Origin of the sequence: Pontiella sulfatireligans, from assembly GCF_900890705.1 — a bacterium.
In the GTDB taxonomy this organism is placed as follows: Bacteria; Verrucomicrobiota; Kiritimatiellia; order Kiritimatiellales; family Pontiellaceae; genus Pontiella; species Pontiella sulfatireligans.
In genome coordinates this window covers 1922142-1942213 of the sequence record NZ_CAAHFH010000001.1, presented here as the reverse complement: position 1 = coordinate 1942213, position 20072 = coordinate 1922142, and the positions used below count along the sequence as shown (strand labels likewise).

Below are 20072 nucleotides of genomic sequence, written 5' to 3'. Positions count from 1 at the left end.
CACTGCTAAAAATCCGTAGGATATGCCTCCTGCATGAAAGGGAAACAGTGGAAGCACTGCAGCAAATAATTGATTCAATCTTGCACACCGAGCACCTAAGCCCGTTTCTGGTGGTCGGCATTCTGATTCTAGCCGGCTTTGCCGGCGGATGGGTGGCCAAGCTGTTGAAGCTGCCGCACGTGACCGGCAATATTTTCGGCGGTGTGGTGGTGGGCCCTGCCTGCCTCGGGCTGATCGGCACGCACGAGCAGCTGCACGATCTGCAGCCCCTCTCCACCTTTGCCATGAGTTTGGTGGCGGTCAGCATCGGCGGCCATTTGTCTTACCGCCGCATCCACAATTCGCTGCGTCGCATCATCAGCATTTCCCTGCTCGAAGTCGGGTGCTCGGTCGTCACGGTAATGACGGCGGCGCGGCTGTTCGGGATGGACTGGCCGACCAGCTGCCTGCTCGGCGCCATATCCGCTTCCACCGCGCCGGCCACGACGATTGCGCTCATCCGCGAATCGCGCGCCAAAGGGCCGTTTGTAAAAACGCTGATCTCGGCCGTGGCGCTCAACAACATTCTTTGCATCCTGCTGTTTGTAATGATGCGCACGTTTGTGACGTCGTATTTCGAAAGCGGCGAAACCGCCGGCAAGATCGACGACGCGCTCATTCTTTCCGGTTACCACCTGGTCGGCGCCTTGGCGCTTGGTTTGGCCGCCGGCTGGATCTGCAAGGTATTGGTCAGCAAGCCGAAGTTCCACGACTTCACCACCATCCTGCTGGCCATCATGCTGCTCGACGGACTCGCTGCCTATCTCCAGCTCAGTCCGCTGCTGGTCAACCTTTTCTTCGGCGTCTTTCTGGGCAACAGCTCCGAGGTGGCCGAACGGCAGCTGACCACGCTGGTGCCGCTCGAACCGATTCTCTATGTCTGCTTCTTTACGCTGGCCGGCGTTTCGCTGCACATCGACGCCATGCTGGCGGTCGGTGTGCTGGCGCTGATCTATTTCTTCGCGCGCGTGCTGGGCAAGAGCATCGGCGCCGCGCTCGGCGGGCTGCTCGGAAAGTGCTCGCGCCGCATTTGGCAAAACATGTCGTTTGCGCTCTATCCGCAGTCCGGCATCGCGATCGGCTTGGTGATTCTGCTCAGCAATGACGCCTACATTCCCGCAGAGATCATACAGGCGGTGAGCGCGATTATTCTGGCGGGCGTCACCTTGGCCGAAATTGCCGGCCCGTTCTGCACCAAGGCGGCGCTGGCGCGCTCCGGCGAGGCCGGGCGCGACCGCGAGCGCCTCGTTGAGTTTTTGGCCGAGGAGTTTATTGTGGTCAACCTCAAGGCGGCCGACAAGTGGGACGCCATCCGCCAGCTGGTGGCCTTCATGATGCGCACGCACCGTGTTGAGCACATCACCCAGGAAGAGCTCTACCAATCCGTTGTGAACCGCGAAAAGGATATGTCCACCGGCATGGGGCGGAATATTGCCATTCCGCACGGCCATATTGAAAAAGGGCCGGAGATCCAAGGGGTGATGGCCATCTGCCGCGACGGCATCGATTTTGATTCGCCCGACGGCGAGCCCGTTAAAATCATTATGCTCATCATCACGCCGGAGGATAAGAAGGACATGCACCTCAAAGTGCTCTCCAGCCTCTCCTCCATGGTCCGTGACGACGCCATCCGCTCCCGCCTCATCGCCGCCATCAGTCCGGAGGATGCGATGGAGGTCATCGAAAGCAAGGAAGCGCGCGACTACAACTATTTTCTCGATTAGCGGGGAATTAGGAAATGACGCATCCTTTTTCGTGGCGGTGGATTCCAATCCGGTGTCTTGCGGATGGAGGCGCCGGATTGGACGCGCTTGAGCGAAGCGAAAATAATTTGTGTAGCAAATAGTGAGCAACGGGAGCGTTTCACCGAGGCTTGAGGAACGAAAGCAATGAAATGGCAATCCGGTCCCACGCCTTTAAAGCTCGGTCGCCCAGACGTTGCGGTAGACGACGGGGTTGCCGTGGTTCTGGAAAAAGACCGGCCCTTTGGCGAGCTGCGGTTTTTTTGCGCCGTTTCCTGTGCCGGTTTTCAGCTCGAAATCATCGTGGACCTTTACGCCGTTGTGGAAAAGGGTGATGCGGGCGTTCTTAACCTTCTTGCCACCCTCGAACTCGGGGGCTTGGAAGTCGATGTCGTAAGTCTGCCAGCGCAGAGGCGGGTAGGTCATGTTGACGTCGGGAAGCTTTTGTTTGTAGAGTGATCCGCACCATTGCTTGTTGAGCGACTCAGTTTTAATGGCATTGTTGTCAGGATTCTCGTAGTCGAGTGCAAAGGTATCGATCACTTGAATCTCATAGTTGTTGAAGATGTAGATGCCGCTGTTCCCCCGATCCTGACTGGAAGGGTTTTTTCCCGGCTTGAGCGGCTGCATAAACTCAAGGTGCATCGAAAACGAACTCAAATCCTTCAGCGTCTTCCCCCCCGCCATAAGCAGGCCGTCTTTGATGTTGGAAAAGTCGTCCGGAAAAACCAGCACGGCGCCGTCGGGGGCGCGCATGCCGAGGGTCGGGCTGGAGCGTTCCGCTTTCGCATAACCGGCAATCAAGGTTTTTAAGGCTTCCGGTGCCAGCTTTTCCGATTTGATGGGGGATTGGTCCCAGCCGTCGCCCGGTAGTCCGCCTTGATAGGTGGCGACCAAAAAATCGCCGTCCTTGAGCAGATTGGCTTGCACAGCCGTGCCACCCGACTTGGCGAGGTATTCGCCAATCAGTTTAAAATTTGGAACCACGCCGGCCGCCTCCGCTTCGCTCATGTAAACGGGAGTAGGCCCGGGTTTCGCGGCGGAAGTCATTAAGACAGAGCAGATGGAGAGGGTAAGGATCAATGATTTCATTAGAGCTCCTTTATGCGGATATTGCGGAAGCGGTAGAGTTGGCCGTCTTCGCCGTGGTGCTGGATGGCGATGTAGCCTGAGGCGTCGAGGTCGTCGGTATAGTCGGTGCAGAGCACGCCGTTAACCCAGATGCGCAGGCGGGGGCCTTCGCATTGAATCGTATATTTGTTCCAGTCGTGGCGCTTGAAGGAGCCTTTGGTTTTTTCGCGGAAGGCGTTGCCGGAGGGGGAATCGTTGGGTTTGCGCGGGTTGAGCCATTTACGGCGGCCTTCATCGTAGAGGCCGCCCGACCAGGCGCGTTCGGAGGTGTCGCACTCGGCTTGGTAGCCATAGACTTTGTTGGGCTCGACATGGCAGCGAAACATAATGCCGGAGTTGGATTTGCTTTCGGGCATCAGTATTTCGGCTTCGAAGATAAAGTCGGAGTAGGTTTTTTCGGTGCAGAGAAAAAACTTTTTATTGGCCATCAGCTGGATTTCGCTGTCCACGACCTTGGATTCTCCCCATTCATAAGGGTTGTTCCAACCGGTCAGAGTTTCTCCGTCAAACAAATCAACCCAGCCGCCCGTTTCGGCCTGCAACGTTAAACCACCGGTCAATGCGGTCAGAATGAGTACGCGTGCGATTGTTTTCATTACAGTTCCTTCACTTTGATGTTGCGCCATAGGATGGTGCCTTCTTTGCCGGCATGAACCTGCAGGCTGAAGAATCCCTGTTTGTATTCTTCGTTTTTCCAGTTTGCCGCAGGTATGCCGTTGATCCAGGTTTTGAACGTGTCGCCTTGTGCTTTAATGGTTACTCGGTTCCATTCTCCTTCGTTTAGAGCTTTGCGGACCGTGGCATGAGCTTCGAGCCAGAGCGGGTAGTACCATCCGCCGCAGGCCTGCCCGTAAATGCCGCCGGACCAGCCGCGGTCCTGCGAAAACCCTTCCATTTCGCACTGCGGGCCGAAAACGGTTTCACCTTTTTCACCGGGCTTGGATTGTGCGCGCATCATGACGCCGGAGTTGCTGGTAACTTCCCACTTCATATCGCAAGTGAAAATAAAGTCAGTGTAGTCGGCTTTGTCGGTGGAGAGGTAGGTGCTTGGCGAGCCTTTGATGCAGGTTCCTTTGATTGTTCCGTCAATCGCTTCGAACGTGCATTTCCCGCCCTTTGGAGTCCAGCCGGTCAAATCTTTTCCATTGAACAGGGGGGTGAACCCTCTCTTCAGCTTGGGCTCTTTTTCGGTGTTCAGCAGCATGTCTTCCGGTTTTGGGACAACCTTCTGTTTTTCATATTTCTTGATGTATTGCTGCTGGCTTTCCGAAATCGTATTGGCCTGCTGATCTACTTGTTGCGTGGTGCACCCAGCAAGTAATAGAAGGGCGCTTGATGCCGTAATAAAAAGGGTCTTCTTCATGGAATGATTCTCCTGGTTTGTATCGTTCCTTTTGTAACTGATATACCGCTTCTGACGCATCCCACAAGTGATAATGGACAGTGCGACCAATATTTGTCACTGAAGATTACAAATAGGGGTTGCTTTTGCAAGCGCCAATCGTTAGATTGTTTTCACTTATTGGAAAACCATGTTCTAACGGCCACTAAAGGAGACGACGGAATGAAAATTTCTAGAAGACAAACACTAATGACCGCCAGTGCGGCCGCAACCTACTCTCTCATCCCCGGAAAAGTGCTAGGCGCGAACAATCAGATAAATCTTGCAGCCATCGGCATTGGCCAGCAGGGCGGAAACATTCTACGTGCGATTGGCGGACAACCGGGGGTGAACGTTGTTGCACTGTGCGATGTGGATATCGACAGTGATTCTCCGGTAGTTCCTAAAGGTGTGGAAAAATATTCGGTGCAAGGCTGGATGAGTGAAGGGGCAACACCTGCCACCGCGGCCTCGAAGTTCCCCAATGCGAAGAAGTATCGCGATTTCCGTAAAATGTTTGACGAAATGGGGGATGAAATCGATGCTGTATGCATCGGGGTTCCCGACCATTCTCATTTTCCGATCGCTATGGCGGCGATGATGCTGGGCAAGCCCGTTTATGTGGAAAAGCCACTGGCGCGTACGTTTCAGGAATGTCAGCTACTCATGGATGCCGAGCAGAAGTACGGTGTCGTTACACAGATGGGGAATCAGGGGCATTCGGGCGATAACTATCATCAGTTTAAACTCTGGAAAGAGACCGGCATCATTAAGAACGTTACGCATGTTGACGCGCAGATGAACTCGTCGCGCCGCTGGCACCCTTGGGGCGAGATCGCCGGTTTCCCGGCGTCCGAAACCATTCCGCCCGGAATGAACTGGCCGGTCTGGCAGGGAACAACCCCGATGCACGTTGATTTCAACAAGCGCCTGCACTACGGAAACTGGCGCGGCTGGCATCAGTTCGGAACCGGATGTTTCGGCGACTGGGGTGCGCACATTCTAGACACCATTCACGAGTTTCTGGATCTGGGCCTGCCGGAAAAATTCTCAGCAAAGAAACTGGTCGGGCGCAACGACTATGTTTTCCCGCTCCAGTCCACCATTAATTTTGCGTTCCCGGAACGAAACGGAATGCCGGCCATGGATATCGATTGGTACGACGGTCAAGGCAATTATGCGCCGACCCCCAAGGAAATGGGCAACAAGAAATTCAGAGGGAACGGAAAAGTTATTTATTCTGAGGATCTCGTTTTCCAGGGGAGCACCCATGGGCGCCCGCTGCAGATTGTTCCATACGACAAATTCAAGCAGATGCTGATCGACGGAAAGGTTTCCAAGGACTATGGCAAGCATTCCGACCATCACGCCAACTTCATTAACGCGGTCCGTGGTGATGAAAAGACGCGTTCGCCGTTCTCCGTGTCCGGCCCGCTCTGCCAGATGTTCGCGCTTGGCTGCATTGCGCAGCGCCTCGGCGGAGAATATGAATTCGACCGAAAAACCAAGCGGATCACGAATGACCAACTGGCTAACAGCTATCTGATGGACGACGTCCGCCAAGGTTGGGAACAATACTACAAAATCTAATCGAGGAATATTTAATGACACGTTCTATCTCAAGAAGAAATCTTACGTTGGCGGCTGGAGCCACGGCCTCCATATCCCTCATTCCCGGACGGGTGCTCGGCGCCAACGGGAAGGTGAACGTGGCCGCCATCGGTATCGGTGGTCGGGGCGGCGGTGTCATTAAGTCGATGAACCAAACCGGGATCGCTAATTTTGTCGCGCTTTGTGATGTGGCCTTGGGCAGCAAGCATACCGCGGCATCCGAAGGAATGTTTCCGGACGCGAAAAAGTTCACGGATTACCGCGTCATGTTCGACCAAATGGCGAACGAGATCGATGCGGTCCTCGTCTGCATTCCGGACTTTTCCCATTTTCCGGCCAGCATGACGGTGATGTCGTTGGGCAAGCACGTTTATGTTGAAAAGCCGATGGCTCGCACGTTCCAGGAAGTGGAGCTGATGATGCGCGCCGAAAAAAAATACGGCGTTGTCACGCAAATGGGCAACCAGGGCCATTCCGACAACAACTACTATCAGTTCAAGGCATGGAAAGAGGCCGGCATCATTAAGGACGTCACCCATGTTGACGCCTACATGAACAAAGGCCGCCGTTGGCATCCGTGGGGCGATGTGCAGGGATTCCCGACCGGCGAAATCAAGCCGGAAAACCTCGATTGGAATTTATGGAAGGGTACTACCCCGAAGGCGATTGACTACAGCAATAAGCTGCACCCGGGGAACTGGCGCGGCTGGCACCAATTCGGCACCGGATGTTTTGGCGACTGGGGCGCGCACATTCTCGACACCATCCATCAGTTTTTGGACTTGGGGCTGCCTGAAACCATTTCTGCAAAAAAACTAGAAGGTCGAAACGACTTCATCTTTCCGATGGAATCAACCATCAACTTTGCCTTCCCTGCGCGCAACGGCATGCCGTCGATGGACATCGATTGGTACGACGGCAAGAACAACAAGCCACCGGTGCCCGAGGAGTTTGCCGGGCGGCAGCTGAAAGGGCCGGGCAAGTTTATCTACAGCAAGGAATACATTTTCCAAGGAGGCAGCCATGGCTCAACCTTGCAGGTTATCCCGTACGAAAAGATGCGCGAGTTGTTGGTTGCCGGAAAACTGCCGAAGGATTTTGGCAAGAACTCCAACCACTACATGAATTTCTTGAAAGCTTGCCGGGGCGAGGAACAAACCAATTCACCGTTCTCCGTGGCCGGTCCATTGACGCAGGTGCTCAATCTCGGCTGCATTGCCCAACATCTCGGAGGCACGCTCGAGTTTGACCGAAAGACCAAACAGATCACCAACAATGAACTGGCCAACAGCCTGTTGCAGGACGATGTCCGCAAGGGTTGGGAGCAATATTACAAGCTCTGACAAGCTTGTGAATTTTGATTGCTGAATTTTGATTTTTGATTTGAGGGTTTGCGACAGCTTTTCTTTAGAGAGGCCAATGCCGATTGAGTTCCACAAATCAAAACCCGGCAATCAAAAATCAAAATTCCTGTCCATCCGCCAGCGCCTGCGCTTTGAGCGACAGCTCGGCGGCTTTGAAGGCGTGGGCCTGGGTCATAGCGTGTTCGGTGCGGTTGAGGCTGTCGAGAATCAGCTCGCCAAAGAAGGGGAACCCAACGCTTTCGAAGCATTCGATTTCCTGCTGCGTCTCGCCGTTGGTCAGGAAAATGCGACTGTCGGGGGCCTGCCGGCACGGGTCCATGTATTTGCGGACTTCCAGCGTGCCTTCGGTTCCAACCACAAAGGTGCGGCCGTCGCCCCAGACGGGCGACCCGTCGGGCGTGAACCAGTCCATTCGGCAGTAGAATGATGCGCCGTTGTCGGCCGTCAGCGAAACTTCGCCGAAATCTTCCAGCCCGGGCTTGTCGGGATTGTTAAAGTTTTCAACGCGGGCAAAGTTGACCTCCGCATCCGTTGCACCGGTGTAGGCAAGGAACTGTTCAAGCTGGTGCGAGCCGATGTCGGTGATGATGCCACCGTATTGCTCTTTGTCGAAAAACCAGTCGGGACGGATGTCTTTGCTCAGCCGGTGCGGCGCCAGGTTGACGACTTGAAGCACGCGTCCTACGGCGCCGTCGGCAATCAGCTCGCCGGCTTTCATTCCTGCTTCGTTGTGCAGGCGCTCGCTGTAGTAGACCATGTAGCGACGACCGGTTTCGGTCGTTTTTCTCCGCGCGGCTTCAAGCTGCAACAGGTTGGTGAAGGGCGACTTGTCAGTAAAGTAGTCCTTGCCGGCTTCCAGTGCCTGGAAGCCGATTTCGGCCCGCTTGTTCGGAATCGCGGCGGCAGTGACCATTTTGACTTCGGAATCACCTAGCAGTTGCGCATACGAATCTGCGACTTGTGCCTCGGGGTTCTTTTCGAGAAAGGCGGCCACCTTTTCGGGGTCGGGATCGTAGACCCATTTCAGCGTGCCGCCGGCGTCGCGCAGGCCGTTGACCTGCCCGTAGATGTGGCCGTGGTCGAGATAGGCCGAGGCAAAGGCGAACTCGCCGGGCTTCACCACTTTTTCAGCTTCTGCGGTCGGGGCATAAGTTGCGCCGTTGGCAATATTTGGTTTGCTCATATTTCAGTTCCACTTTTCTAAACAGAAGGACGCAAAGTCCGCAAAGGGGGATGAATGAATTTCTTTGCGCTCTTTGCGGGCTTCTGTAGAAGATCGTTGTTTATTTTAGTTCTGCAGGTTGTTCGACTGGCGCTTTGCGGGCGTTGCGGACCTTGTCGATTACGCCACCCTTGATTTTGATGGCCGCGCCGATGGTGGCCATGGCAATGGCGACCAGCAGGATAATGTTCACGAGAGCGTGCTTCCAGCCGGTGCCGACGGCGTCGCCGATGTAGCTGCGCTTGTTGTTCATGATGAAGAAGATCACGTAGGCGATCGGCAGCATGGTCAAGCAAACGGCCGAGGCGGCAACGGGCATCCACATCGGGGTGTTGGTGATGACGCCCAGAATGCCGATGGCTGGAACGAGGGCAAACATGCGGAAGCGCTTGGTAGTGTATTCAAGGCCGAACATTTCGCAGATGGTGAATCCGCAAACGACCATGTGCGTGCTGATGGCGCCGCAGGTCATGGCAATGAATCCGAGGTCGAAGATGACGCGGCCAATCGGGCCCATGGTCTGAACCAGCGCCTGCGCCGCGTCCAGCGGCTTGAGCGGCGTGGACGGATCCAGCGGATAGACGGTGTTGGCCATGGCGATAATGATTAGCGACGTCACGAGAATGAAAGGCAGGAACATGGAGAGCGCCAAATCCCAGCGCATCAGTTTCCGGTGCGATTTTCCCCAGCCCTTGGCGAGCAGGGTGTAGGGGTAGAGGAACGTCATGTTGATTCCGACTGCCGCGCCGATGGCGCCGAGCACGGTGGTGACGCCTTTGGCGGTGGTCGGCATTCCGAAGCCCCAATTGCACTCCTTGAGCACATCCACTTTGATGCCGGTCTTCACCACCACGGCGCCGAACATCAGGACCACAATGGCGATCGTGCCGCGCAGGAACCATTCGTAGATTTTGATGCCTTTGGCGTCTTTCCCATAGTTCCAAGTAGTGGAAATATTGATGCCGAGGATGAGCAGTCCAATGCCCCAGCTGGTGGCCAAGCCGACGCCGGTAAAGCCGTCCGCGTTTTCAGTGATGCCACCCATTTGGATCGCCAAATCGCGCGCGGCTCCGGCAGCCAGTCCATATTGCGGAAAGTGCCAAATGACCGACGCCATTACGGTGCCCAATGCCCAGAGGAAAATAAGCGGTTTGTTGATTTCGCGGCCAAACGCTTTGTAGGGGCGCTCGCCGGAGGTGAGCACCACTTTGCCGAGCGCGCCGAGCATCATGATGCCGAGGAACATGGCAAGCGGCTGAACCCACAGAAGGGAGTAGCCGTAGTAGGCGCCGGCAACAATCGAGGCCGCCGCGCTGCCCGCTCCGAGGGTCATCGCGCTTTGGAGCAGGCCGGGGCCGGTGCGTTTTAGATATCCTTTAACCTTGGTTCCAAACGGCGCGGTTTCCAGCGCATCCAGTTCGGCAACTTCTTTGGCCAGAATGGCAGGATCCCATTTCCCGGTCATCGGGAGCCCTTTTTGACTTTTATCTTCGCTCATAATTTTCCCCTAGTTGTTCAACACCAATATGTGTCACACCTGCGCAGGTGTGACAGGGTTCTTATCTATACGATTTCGACATATCCACTTTGGCCGTCGTCTGCACCACTTCGCGCGGTTTGGACTGTGCAATCTTTTCGTTTATCGCCGCTTCGTAGGCCTCGCTGTCGAGCGGCAGTTCAACGGCATCGTTGATCCACGAGGAATAAATCATCGCGCCGGCAAGCTCCAGCGAACGGAGGCCTTCAACGGCCGGGGCGATTAGTTCGGCTTCGCCACGGGTGGCTTTTACAAAGTTGTTCAGGATGGCGGCGTGCTGGTTGACGGCTTCCAATGGTTGGAAAACCTTTTCGCTGGTTTCAGGGCAGCCAAACATTTCATCGGTGCTGCGGCTAAAGGCGGATACTGATTCGCTGTTGCAGATCAGTTTGGCTTCGTTGCCGTCGGTAATGACGGTTCCAAGGTCGCCGACAATTTCGAGCCGGTTGCTGCCGGGGGCTTCGCCGGTGCTGGCGCAAAATTGGCCGGTCGCGCCGTTGGGGAATTCAAAGTAGGCGTTCACTTCGTCCTCCACTTCAATGTCGTGGTATTTCCCGAAGGAGCAGTGGGCGCGGATTTTCGAAGGCATGCCGACGAGCCACTGGAGCACGTCAATGTTGTGCGGGCACTGGTTCATCAAAACCCCGCCGCCTTCGCCCTTCCACGTGGCGCGCCATGCGCTGGACTGGTAGTAGATTTCCGGGCGGAACCAGTTGGTCATCGTCCACGAAACGCGCTGCAGCTCGCCGAGCGCGCCGTCGTCGATCCACTGCTTAATCTTGACGTAGCAGGGATGGGTGCGCTGGTTCATCATCAGCGAAACAATTTGGTCGTCGCGCTGCTGGGCGGCCAGGATGCGTTCGCCCTCGGCTTTATGGCAGGCGAGGGGCTTTTCCATCATTAAGTGAAGGCCGGCTTCCAACGCCTGGATGCCGAGCGGGGCGTGAAGCGCCGTGGGCAGGGCAATCAGTACGGCGTCCACCAAACCGGATTTAATCAGCGCCGATCCGTCGTCAAAACAGGCAATGCCCTGGGCTTTAAAGTCATCCATCGACTCGATGGGCTGGTTCGCGACGGCGACGATTTCGCAGTTTTCGACCAAGCCGTCCTGAATGTTTTTTGCATGTACCCGGCCAATGTTTCCGAGTCCGATGATGCCTATTTTCATAAGAGGTCCTTAATTTGTCATTTAAAGTAACAATTAAGGGGCGACTATGTCAACCGTGGGGTGGTTGAAACTTTGAACTGCATTGCATCTTGCAGGTTTCTTCTCAGCTGATTCAGCCTAAAGGCTGGACTACATGCCTTCTCCACCTATCGTACGTAGTCCAAGCTTCAGCGTGCCCGAGCGATTTTCTGCTGCCCGCAGATCACGCGGACAGACGCTGATGCAGGGCAGGGCATTCAGTGGAGCATTACATCGCATCTGGGGATGAGCGGGAAGCACGTCCTCTTGGGCGACGACGAAGCGTCGCGCTCCATTTTTTGCGTTGCACGGGGCAGGCGGAGCGCCTGTTGAATTGTCATGCATTCGACTTCCACAGAAAGATCGCTTTCCGCCCTTCGGCCGGTGAACCGATACTACACCTTCGTTTGGTGTAGAGACGTTTCACCTGAGCTTGCGAAGGAAAACGTCCTATTTGACTGTGAGGTCTCAAGCAAGAGCGCCTTAAGCATAGTAGCGTTAAAGTCTGTGTCAAGCCACGTATGCAATGTTTCTAAACGCGGAACAGACACGAAGCGAGACTGGAGCGACGTAAGCAATAAAAGAAATCCCACCTTATTGGCTGACCGTATTAGTTGTTGGCTTCGTTCGTCGCGATAGAAGGCGGGACGCTTCGGCTGACGGCATCGGCCAGCGTGACTTCCGGTCGATAGTTCGGGTGTTCTGCAAATTTGGCGTTTTTGCGCCCCCAGTAGGACGGGTGGAATTGGCCATTGGCGTCGATCCAATTGGCGATGCGGATGAATTCCTCGTCGGAAAGTGCGACGCCCCGGTGCCGCATGGCCTGCCGGCGAGCCAAGGCGGCTTGATCAGGGTCGCGGAGCTTGAAGCGGCCGTTTGCATGGATGGCCAGCAGGAGGCTGGTGGGGGATCCGGAGGAATAGGGCGGCAGATATTCAATGCCGGCAGAGCCGACGTTTTCGTTGAGCAATTCGCGGCTGCCGAGCAGGCCGGGGCGCCCTTTGGGGCGGCGGACGAGGTTGTTGTAGGAGACGCTGTAGGTTCCCGCGGGATTTCCGGTCAGGTTCAGTTCGGCTTTGGGATCTATGTTTCCATGGCATTCGATGCAGTGCGCGTCCCATATCGGCTGGATTTGGCGGGGATAGTCGAACACCTTTTGGGCGGTTTCTTCACCGGGCTGCGGTTGGGGCGTGGACGGGGCGCGTGTCAGGGCCTGAACTTTTCCGCGATGAGCAGGAGCGCTGTTCGGCAGTTCGTGGCACCCGACACAACTGCGGGTTTCGCCGGGCATGTAGTTCACATAGGTGCGTTCCGTTTGGATCGCCATATAGTTTTTGTCCAAGGCTTGGAAATATATGTTTCGTTCGGAGGGAACGGTAAAGTGGGCGGAACCGTCGGCCTCAACCGGAACGATGCCGTGCTGAACCTTTAGGCCGAGAATGCCGTGCCCGAGCGCCGTATGCGCCATGCCGTCGCGGTCGCTCTTGAACCAAGTGTTGCGCGCCGCCCAGGGGCGCGGCACCTGCTCCATGATGCGCAGGTGTTTAATGGTTCCGGGCTCTACTTGCTCCATGCCTTCATAGACGTCGGTAACCACGCAGGTGGCATGCTCGCTCTCGGACAGGTCGCTTCCGGGTACGGGTGGCTTTTTGCGAGGCATAAGGGGGAAGGGGTGCCAGCAGGAGATGGCCGGATCGCGATAGAGCAGCGTGTCGGCTCCGTTTTCGTTGAGGAGGGAAAGATCGTATCCCGCCGGCTCGTTCCACTTCAGTCCTTTTGGCTTATGCGAAACGATGAACAGCTTTTCGGAAAGCGGGTAGGGATCTTTAAAGAGCCGCCCGAGCGTACCGGTCTTGTCCATGAACCATTTTCCGTTTTCATCCTTGAAGTAGAAGCCGGCGTGGCCGAGCGCGTTGACATCCTTGGTGACGAACTCCATGGCTTCGGTGGAGCGGATGTTCTTGCTGGTATCGACGACAATGACCGTGCCCATGGCATTGTTGGGGCCCCAATGGGTGGTGCCGAGCATGGCGATCTTGTTTTCCGCTCCGGGGACGGGGCGCGGATAAATCATGGTTTCCGGGTGGCTGATGGTGTTGCCGTAGATTTCGACCGATGCCGAGCCGTCGGGCTTCATGGCCCACAGGCACTTTAGGTTTCCGGCGGCTTTGTCGACATATTCCCAACGGTGGTAGAGAATCCGACCGTCCGGCATCACCACTGGCGACGCCTCGGAAACCGAGCTGTTGCTGAGCGCCCGCATATGGTTCCCGTCGCCGTCCATCCGATAGAGGTTTTTGGTGGTGAAAACGTCTGAAGAATTGCAGAGAATGGAATATTGGCAGCGGGTGGTGGCGAATACGATGCCGCCGTCGGGCAGGCAGCACGGATGCAGATCGTCCGTGCCATGATGGTAGCCCTTGCTGCTGTACTTTTCGATCAGCTCCTGTTCGTTGGGCTCGGGGAAGGTCAGTTGTTTGAGGCCGGAGCCGTCAATGTTCACTTCATAGATGCGGTAGCCCTCGCCATTGCTTTTCTTATAGTCGAACACGACTTTTTTTGCGTCGAACGAAAGATCGAACCGGTTAAACACACCGCCCGCCAATGATGGGACGAGTTCGCGCTCATTTCCCGTTTCGAGGTTCAGGACGAAAATGTTGCCGCCCGGCTTCCATTTGCTGTTTACGTATTCCGTGTAGACATGATTGGCGTCGAGCGTGAAGCGTTTGGTGAACAGCAGTTCCCTGACTCCGGCATCCAGCAGCGTTTGCGCGGCTTGCGGTTGGAATTCCGCATGGCTGATTCCTGCGAGCAGCAAGGTGGCCCCGGTGAGTTTTCGGATGGTTGAGGGAATAAGCATGTTAAATCATTGATCTCACAAGTGGAATGGGATCGTTCATGATGGAGTCAAGCACCAGGCAGGCGGCGCCGAAGACGCTGTCGTCGTCGCGCCCGGAAACTTTGATGCGCACGTTGGCGCGCGGGTGCTTCAGTGCGCGCTGATCGACGACGGACCGGGCTTTTTCAAGCATGAACGGGAGAATCGGACGCATGGCGCCACCCAAAATAACGGTATCGAAGTTGAACAGGTTAATGAAATTAACAATGCCGATGCCGAGCATTTCGGCCATTTCAGCCACCACGGCGGTGAGTTGCGCGTCGCCGTCGCGCAGGGCCTGCGCGGTTTCGTCGGGCTTGACCGGTTGGCCTCCCGTTTTGCGGGAGAGGGCGGTCAGGCCGACTTCCGTGATCCAGCAACCGTGGTCGCCGCAGCTGCACGGTTCGCCGTCGGGGCGGATTTTCATGTGCCCCGCTTGACCGGCAAAGCCGCCTGTGCCGCCGAAGAGGTGGCCTTCGAGCATGAGCCCGGCGGCCATGCCGACGCCAATGCTGAGGTAGGCCAGATTCTGGGCCTTGGAGCGGTCGGCATAGTTATAGTAGCCCAGCGCCGCGGTGTTGGCTTCGTTGCTGAGATAGACGGGGACGGAAAACTGCTTTTCCCACATTTGCTTGAGCGGCAGGTTTTTCCATCCGAGGGTGGGGGCGTAGACCAGCGTGCCGCCTTCGGCGTCGACGAGCCCGGCAAGGCCGACCCCGATGCCGAGCGGCTTGAGGTTTTCGCCGTTGCCCCAGTCGAGGGCGTCGCGCACCAGCTTTTCAGCGGTGGCGATGATTTCGGTCTGCGCCTGCTTGGGATTGATCTGCGCGGACTCCCGCCAGAGGGTCTTGCCTTTAAAATCGACCGCCACGACAATGATTCGGCTGATGTCGATTTCCGCGCCGATGGCAAAACCGCCGTTGTGGGCGAGCTCAAGCAGCAGGCCCGGGCGGCCCGCGCCGACGCGCCGGAACTCGGTTTCCACCACGAGGCCGGCAGTCAGCAGATCGGTGACAATGTTCGAGGCGGTGTTGCGCGTCATGCCCAGCTCTTTGGCCAGATCGGCGCGCGCCAGCGTGCCGCGTTCGCGCAGCAGTTTCAGGATGGCTGCCATGTTGAGGCGACGGACGGTGACCTGATCGGCCTTCTTATCGGTAAAGCGTTGCATGCAGTATCTCCAGATTTGTATCTATTGTGAACAAATCAACCGCGCGATAAAAGGCCGGATGCCGTTTTTCTTAGAAATTGTTAAACCGGCGCGGTTATCAATCCGCGGGTTGCTCTTGTTTCGCAGGCCTCGATAATCTATATTTTACCATCGTTATTGCTGGATGTTTTCCCCGAAGGGATGGATGAAAAAACTTTTTCTCATATATGCGTTGCTGTTGTCGGTCTGCGTCTTTGGCGCCGAGCCGATGGATTCGTTGCGCCAAGTGGCTGTTCCGAGTGAGGAGTTTGTCCGGATTCCGGCGTCATACATTCTGCACAAGTTGGAAAACTATGCCCGGCAAAGCGGGCTTCCTGCGCTGGCTTCCTTTTCGGTTGAATGCCAACTGGAGGGGGTTGAAAGCCAGCGGGCGAGTTTCAATATGGAGGGGATGAACCTCCTGCAGGCGATCGACGCGGCGGCGGAAGCGGTTGGCGCCGGCGTGGAATATATAGACGGCGGAGCGGTGCTTAAGAATCCGGCGGCGGTGGTGGTTCGTGAACCCGAGCCGGTCAAAGCGCCGGAACGTGTCGCGGTGGACGGCAGCGAATATTACGGCAAATACCGCCAGGGCTATGAGCAACGCATGGCGGAGGCGAGGAATGCCAATGCCGTTTCCCATTTGACCAAGTTGTACGACGGCGCGCTTCGTAAAATCTATGACGAGCTGGTGATGTCGGGCAATGTCGTTGGCGCTTTGGCGGTGAAGGCCGAGCGGGACCGGATCCGTACGCTTTCGGCGGTGGTCGCTTCTGGAACCTTCGGACCAAAGCCCGCACCGAAAATGCGCGTGATGGAAAAGAAGCCGCCGGTGGTGAAGCCGCAGGCTTCGACCGATTCCATCATCAAACTTTTCGGAATCAAACAAACCTGCACCCGCCCGGTGTTCCTGCTGATGGCCGGCCCGGCTATGGTGGCGGACCGCGATCAGCCTGGGTTTGGGCGGATGAAGTTTCATGTGATCCGGAACCGGTTGCTCGACGTGGTGGGTGGCTTGTCCGAGGGCTCGCAGTTTAATGCATCGTTGTTCTGGGCTGCGAATACCTCACCGTTCGATGCTGAAATGCAGCCGGCAACGGAGCGGCACAAGGCTCTGTTTGCGGAGTGGCTGGCGCCGGTCAACCCGCTCAAATCGAACGATATTTACGGCACTGGACTGCAGGCACTCAATATGAAACTGAGCAATCTTCCATGGCCGAAGCGGCTGAAAGCGACCGTCCCTTCCGGCGGGCCAAAATGGTTGTACGACTATAAACCGAGCAAGTCGGTTGCCGCATGTTATACAGGCAAATCCCGAGGCTTCATGCATTGGGCGGAGGCGCTGTGCTTTGCCATGGAGCAACGGGCTGATGCCATTTTTGTCATTACCTCGAACTATGTGGTCTCCCGCGAGGACTCTCCGGATGACCTGAGGGATTCATTGCGGGAAGCAGCCAAACAAATCTATGGGCCGGACAAGAAAAAATATCCCACGGTAAACGTGATTGTCATATCCAACAACAGTGCGTCTACTTTGGGCAAATTCAAGTCGGTATTGAAGGTTTTCGACGGCGAGGTGGTCGCGGTAGACGATGTTAAGAAATATATGATCCGCGACGAAAAGAAGCTGCTCGACTCGCTCTGATTGCCGCCGTTGCGGCAGTGCTTTTTTTATGGAGAACGAATGAAGATTAGATTGATGATTTTAATGTGCACGGCGGCTTCCTGCACTTGGGGCGGCGAGCCGGCTGATTCGCTGGCACGGGTGGCGGCGCCGGATGAAGAGTTTGTTCGCATCCCCGCAAAATATGTTTTCCAGAAGATGGAAAAGACCGCCCGTCGCAGCGGCGAGCCTGCGTTGGCGGCATTTAAGGTGGACTGTCAGCTTCCCGGATTTGAAGATCTGCGCATCAGTGTGAACATGGAAAACCTCAACCTGCTCGACGCGATCGAAGCCGTGGCTGCATTGGCTGGCGGAAGGGTGGAGTATGTAACCGGCAGCGCCGTATTCAAAGCATCGGACGGTTCCGTGGCTCCTGCGCCGGAACCCGTGAAGGCGGAACCGGTCGCCGCGCCGGCTTCCCGCAGCAAAGAGAAGGAGGCGGTGGTCTCTTTTTCGGATGTCGACCAGGCCTTGGTGTTTATCGATACGGGCGTTGGGCGCGGTTCCGGCTTTGTGCTCAACATTGGCGGCAAGGCCTATCTCGTGAGCAACCAGCACAATTTCATGGGCGCCGCAAAAATCCGCCTGAACACCATGGGCGGCGATTTGCTCGAGCCGGTTTCATTCGAGTTCTGTGAGGATCGCGACCTCGTCCGGCTAGAGCTTTCTTCCGAGGACGCTGCGCGGGTCAAAGTGCTCTCGCTGGCCTCCGGGAATCCAGCAATCAACCAAGACATCGTGGTGTACGGCAACAGCGCGGGCGGCAATGTGGCAACCGAGCTCAAGGGCAAGGTGCTGGGCGTCGGCCCGGCTGATATTGAGGTGGATGCCGATATTGTATCCGGCAACAGCGGCAGTCCGGTGCTTGACTCGAGCGGCAGCGTGCTGGCGGTGGCCACCTACATTACCTTTGAGCTGGAATTCAATGATGACGACCAGCGCAAGCAGATCTACAAGGGCACCCGCTTCGACAAGGCGCGGCGCTATGGCGTGCGCATTCCGGATGATGGTTGGAAAAAGGCGGACTTGCGCAACTTCTTGAACCAAACCTATCGACTGGTCGACGCAAAGCACTTTCTTGAAGCGACGCATATTCTCATCGAATATTGGAATGCCAACGAAGATTATGAAGTGCAGGCGCGACAGCTCCTGGCGGCCTATTCGACACGCAGCAACCGGGTGCGGCGACCCTATGAATTCCACTATACGGAAACCGAGCAGCAGCTTTCCATGTTGGTTTCTTTGTTTAAGCGCAACCATGAGGAATTTACCGCCGCTGTGGGCGACATGGATTTGTCCAAGCAGGAGCTGGCGGAAATCAAGCGCGACTACGGGAAAAAATCAACCAGCAAAGTCGAGACGCTGGACAACTACATTCGGACTTCGATGCTTTCCCGGATGAGACGCATGCAGGACGGCATCGCGGATTACGATTGGATGACCCGCTACATGGCGGATGCCGCGGAACCCCTCGTCGAAATGGCCGGGGAGCTGATACGGTTGCTGGAGTCGAGCGAAAACCCCTATGAGCGGATCAAGGAGCGGCTCTAATGCGCTGCTGCTTGAACCATGCAGCGATCGGTCTGGCTCTTCTGTTGTTTGCCGGTTGCACGACGTATTCAACCGAACCCGACGGCCCGGTGGTGGACGACTCGAAGTCGCTCGCCTACCTTGAAGCCGGCATTCGCCCGGAAGTGCTGCTCTTCCCTGACTACCTCCTGCTGGAGGACTATGAACTCAGCCAGCACGGACGCATTCCCGAAACCACCTTGGTGGGAGGGCATTTGCAGGCGCCGTTCCCGCTCAGCACGGTGCGTGGGAGCTACAACGACATGCTGGCCACCATGGAATGGACCACCGACAAGGCCGAGATCGGCAAGCAGTCCTTCCGTCTGATGGCCTCGAAAAATTTGGAAAGCGTGGAGATTCGGGGCGTGCAAGGCACGGGACCGACCCATGTGTTTATCCTCTACACCCCCGCGCCACTGGCCGGCAACTAGGAGTTTGAAATGAATGAAATAGCTTTTATCCCAGGCATGCAGGGCGGTACGGAAATTCTGATTGTTTTGTTTGTGATCCTGCTTCTTTTTGGATCGAAAAAACTGCCGGAACTTTCGCGCTCGCTCGGTCGCAGCCTCGGCGAATTCAAGAAAGGCAAGGAAGACCTCGAGCGCGAAATCCGCGGCGCGCAGGATGATTTTCAGAAACAGGCGGCCCAGCCCGAGCCGGTGGCCGAACCCAAACCTGCCGCCGACCCTGCTCCTGAATCCGACCCTGCTGGCGAAGAGGAATCAACAGAAGAGCGCAAAGTGAGCGAAGCTGAAATTAAACAGTAAGTGCGTTTTTTGCAGCCTGTCTTTGCGCGTTTAGCGACCTTCTGTAAAAAATTAAGCTATTGTTCCTGCATCCGACGATGAATCCGGTCGGTGCGGTCGGCCAAGGCCGGGTGCGAGGAAAAATAGGCGCCCGTGAAACCTGGTTCGTTGGAGTGCTCGGCGAGCATGGAAAACAGCCGGCAACCGCCGCTCGGGTCAAAACCCGCCGCCTGGGTTAGCGCAACGGCAAAGCGGTCTGCGCGGAATTCCTGCTCCCGCGAATAGCCCTGCTGCACCAGGCGGGCGAGCAGCTGCTGCACCGGCGGACTTACGCCGCGTGTACGCAGACGCAGCAACCCGTTGATCGCCGTCTTGGTCAAAAAACGCTTGTTGGCATCGCCGTGGATTCCATGGGCGATCTCGTGTGCCAGAACAAATGCAACGGCATCGACATCCTCGCCGCACTGGTCAAACAGATTTTCGGACATATAGATGAAGCCGCCGGGAATGGCCAGCGCGTTGAGCTCGCCTGACCGGTCGAGTCTGAAGCGGTATTGCCGCTCTTTGTTCCGCAGTTTGGAGAGCAGTTTTTCGGCAATTTCCGCTAGGCGATTGTTTTCGAAGACGGACACTTTCTCTTCATAAACCTGCGCCAGCAGATAGCCCATCTGAAATTCCGCTTCGATCTTTTCCGTCTCCGTTCCTGCCAGCGACTGCATGATCCAGTTGGCCTTGAAAAAAATCGGCGCGCTTTTGCGCCCCAGCATGTAGGCCAGGCTTCGGTTGGTAGAGTCTTGTTGCATTGGAGGTTTTTAGA

The 20072-nt window shown here is 56.3% G+C and carries 16 protein-coding genes; 7 read left to right on the top strand and 9 right to left on the bottom strand.

Features of this window, described 5'->3' with window-relative positions:
* Positions 1–47 precede the first annotated feature (47 nt).
* A complete protein-coding gene (locus tag SCARR_RS06600) occupies positions 48–1763 on the top strand; it encodes a PTS sugar transporter subunit IIA (RefSeq protein ID WP_168433062.1) in 1716 nt (571 codons plus the stop codon).
* A gap of 192 nt (positions 1764–1955) precedes the next feature.
* Here the strand turns inward: SCARR_RS06600 and SCARR_RS06595 are convergent, their stop codons facing one another.
* From SCARR_RS06595 to SCARR_RS06585, 3 genes are read right to left on the bottom strand one after another with little or no spacing between them, the layout of a single operon-like run.
* Entirely contained in the window at positions 1956–2873 is a 918-nt protein-coding gene (locus tag SCARR_RS06595; protein ID WP_136060710.1) for a 3-keto-disaccharide hydrolase, read from the bottom strand.
* Positions 2873–3508 carry a 3-keto-disaccharide hydrolase gene (locus SCARR_RS06590; protein WP_168433061.1) on the bottom strand — a complete coding sequence of 212 codons (636 nt, stop codon included), beginning with the start codon at positions 3506–3508 and terminating at the stop codon, positions 2873–2875. Before SCARR_RS06590 ends, SCARR_RS06595 begins: the two co-directional genes overlap by 1 nt.
* Positions 3508–4275 carry a 3-keto-disaccharide hydrolase gene (locus SCARR_RS06585; RefSeq protein WP_136060708.1) on the bottom strand — a complete coding sequence of 256 codons (768 nt, stop codon included), beginning with the start codon at positions 4273–4275 and terminating at the stop codon, positions 3508–3510. The genes SCARR_RS06590 and SCARR_RS06585 overlap by 1 nt, the downstream gene beginning before the upstream one ends.
* Before the next feature lie 201 nt (positions 4276–4476).
* On the opposite strand from SCARR_RS06585, the gene SCARR_RS06580 reads away from it, so the two are divergent.
* Both SCARR_RS06580 and SCARR_RS06575 read left to right on the top strand, forming a co-directional pair.
* On the top strand, positions 4477–5883 hold the full coding sequence (locus SCARR_RS06580; protein ID WP_136060707.1) for a Gfo/Idh/MocA family protein: 1407 nt from the start codon (positions 4477–4479) through the stop codon (positions 5881–5883).
* 14 nt (positions 5884–5897) lie between these two features.
* On the top strand, positions 5898–7247 hold the full coding sequence (locus SCARR_RS06575) for a Gfo/Idh/MocA family oxidoreductase (protein ID WP_136060706.1): 1350 nt from the start codon (positions 5898–5900) through the stop codon (positions 7245–7247).
* A gap of 118 nt (positions 7248–7365) precedes the next feature.
* On the opposite strand, the gene SCARR_RS06570 is transcribed toward SCARR_RS06575, so the two are convergent.
* The 5 genes from SCARR_RS06570 to SCARR_RS06550 form a co-directional block, all read right to left on the bottom strand.
* A complete protein-coding gene (locus tag SCARR_RS06570; protein ID WP_136060705.1) occupies positions 7366–8451 on the bottom strand; it encodes a Gfo/Idh/MocA family protein in 1086 nt (361 codons plus the stop codon).
* Positions 8452–8551: 100 nt separating this feature from the next.
* Positions 8552–9988 (bottom strand): divalent metal cation transporter, encoded by a 1437-nt coding sequence (locus tag SCARR_RS06565; protein ID WP_136060704.1) that lies wholly within the window; start codon positions 9986–9988, stop codon positions 8552–8554.
* Between the two features lie 61 nt (positions 9989–10049).
* Positions 10050–11195, bottom strand: a complete 1146-nt coding sequence (locus SCARR_RS06560) for a Gfo/Idh/MocA family protein (RefSeq protein WP_136060703.1) — start codon at positions 11193–11195, stop codon at positions 10050–10052.
* Between the two features lie 628 nt (positions 11196–11823).
* Positions 11824–14073, bottom strand: coding sequence for an HzsA-related protein (locus tag SCARR_RS06555; RefSeq protein ID WP_136060702.1), 2250 nt, complete (start codon positions 14071–14073; stop codon positions 11824–11826).
* 1 nt (position 14074) lies between these two features.
* The gene (locus SCARR_RS06550) at positions 14075–15259 is read right to left on the bottom strand and encodes an ROK family transcriptional regulator (protein WP_136060701.1); all 1185 of its coding nucleotides are present in this window, start codon (positions 15257–15259) and stop codon (positions 14075–14077) included.
* A gap of 184 nt (positions 15260–15443) precedes the next feature.
* Here SCARR_RS06550 and SCARR_RS06545 point away from each other — a divergent pair, with 184 nt between their 5' ends.
* Genes SCARR_RS06545 through tatA form a run of 4 tightly spaced genes read left to right on the top strand, consistent with a single transcriptional unit; the run spans position 15444 to position 19276 of the window.
* On the top strand, positions 15444–16922 hold the full coding sequence (locus SCARR_RS06545) for a hypothetical protein (protein WP_136060700.1): 1479 nt from the start codon (positions 15444–15446) through the stop codon (positions 16920–16922).
* Positions 16923–16961: 39 nt separating this feature from the next.
* On the top strand, positions 16962–18491 hold the full coding sequence (locus SCARR_RS06540) for a S1 family peptidase (protein ID WP_136060699.1): 1530 nt from the start codon (positions 16962–16964) through the stop codon (positions 18489–18491).
* Positions 18491–18940 (top strand): hypothetical protein, encoded by a 450-nt coding sequence (locus tag SCARR_RS06535; RefSeq protein WP_136060698.1) that lies wholly within the window; start codon positions 18491–18493, stop codon positions 18938–18940. Before SCARR_RS06540 ends, SCARR_RS06535 begins: the two co-directional genes overlap by 1 nt.
* A 9-nt stretch (positions 18941–18949) precedes the next feature.
* Positions 18950–19276, top strand: a complete 327-nt coding sequence (tatA, locus tag SCARR_RS06530; protein ID WP_136060697.1) for a twin-arginine translocase TatA/TatE family subunit — start codon at positions 18950–18952, stop codon at positions 19274–19276.
* Positions 19277–19332: 56 nt separating this feature from the next.
* Here tatA and SCARR_RS06525 read toward each other — a convergent pair whose 3' ends face one another.
* On the bottom strand, positions 19333–20058 hold the full coding sequence (locus SCARR_RS06525; RefSeq protein WP_136060696.1) for a M48 family metallopeptidase: 726 nt from the start codon (positions 20056–20058) through the stop codon (positions 19333–19335).
* Positions 20059–20072: the final 14 nt, after the last annotated feature.

Excerpts from the sequence above, each read along its gene's own strand:
- SCARR_RS06595 (WP_136060710.1), bottom strand. The coding sequence starts at position 2,873 with ATGAAATCATTGATCCTTACCCTCTCCATCTGCTCTGTCTTAATGACT.
- SCARR_RS06590 (WP_168433061.1), bottom strand. The coding sequence starts at position 3,508 with ATGAAAACAATCGCACGCGTACTCATTCTGACCGCATTGACCGGTGGT.
- SCARR_RS06585 (WP_136060708.1), bottom strand. The coding sequence starts at position 4,275 with ATGAAGAAGACCCTTTTTATTACGGCATCAAGCGCCCTTCTATTACTT.
- SCARR_RS06580 (WP_136060707.1), top strand. The coding sequence starts at position 4,477 with ATGAAAATTTCTAGAAGACAAACACTAATGACCGCCAGTGCGGCCGCA.
- SCARR_RS06575 (WP_136060706.1), top strand. The coding sequence starts at position 5,898 with ATGACACGTTCTATCTCAAGAAGAAATCTTACGTTGGCGGCTGGAGCC.
- SCARR_RS06570 (WP_136060705.1), bottom strand. The coding sequence starts at position 8,451 with ATGAGCAAACCAAATATTGCCAACGGCGCAACTTATGCCCCGACCGCA.
- SCARR_RS06565 (WP_136060704.1), bottom strand. The coding sequence starts at position 9,988 with ATGAGCGAAGATAAAAGTCAAAAAGGGCTCCCGATGACCGGGAAATGG.
- SCARR_RS06560 (WP_136060703.1), bottom strand. The coding sequence starts at position 11,195 with ATGAAAATAGGCATCATCGGACTCGGAAACATTGGCCGGGTACATGCA.
- SCARR_RS06555 (WP_136060702.1), bottom strand. The coding sequence starts at position 14,073 with ATGCTTATTCCCTCAACCATCCGAAAACTCACCGGGGCCACCTTGCTG.
- SCARR_RS06550 (WP_136060701.1), bottom strand. The coding sequence starts at position 15,259 with ATGCAACGCTTTACCGATAAGAAGGCCGATCAGGTCACCGTCCGTCGC.
- SCARR_RS06545 (WP_136060700.1), top strand. The coding sequence starts at position 15,444 with ATGAAAAAACTTTTTCTCATATATGCGTTGCTGTTGTCGGTCTGCGTC.
- SCARR_RS06540 (WP_136060699.1), top strand. The coding sequence starts at position 16,962 with ATGAAGATTAGATTGATGATTTTAATGTGCACGGCGGCTTCCTGCACT.
- SCARR_RS06535 (WP_136060698.1), top strand. The coding sequence starts at position 18,491 with ATGCGCTGCTGCTTGAACCATGCAGCGATCGGTCTGGCTCTTCTGTTG.
- tatA (WP_136060697.1), top strand. The coding sequence starts at position 18,950 with ATGAATGAAATAGCTTTTATCCCAGGCATGCAGGGCGGTACGGAAATT.
- SCARR_RS06525 (WP_136060696.1), bottom strand. The coding sequence starts at position 20,058 with ATGCAACAAGACTCTACCAACCGAAGCCTGGCCTACATGCTGGGGCGC.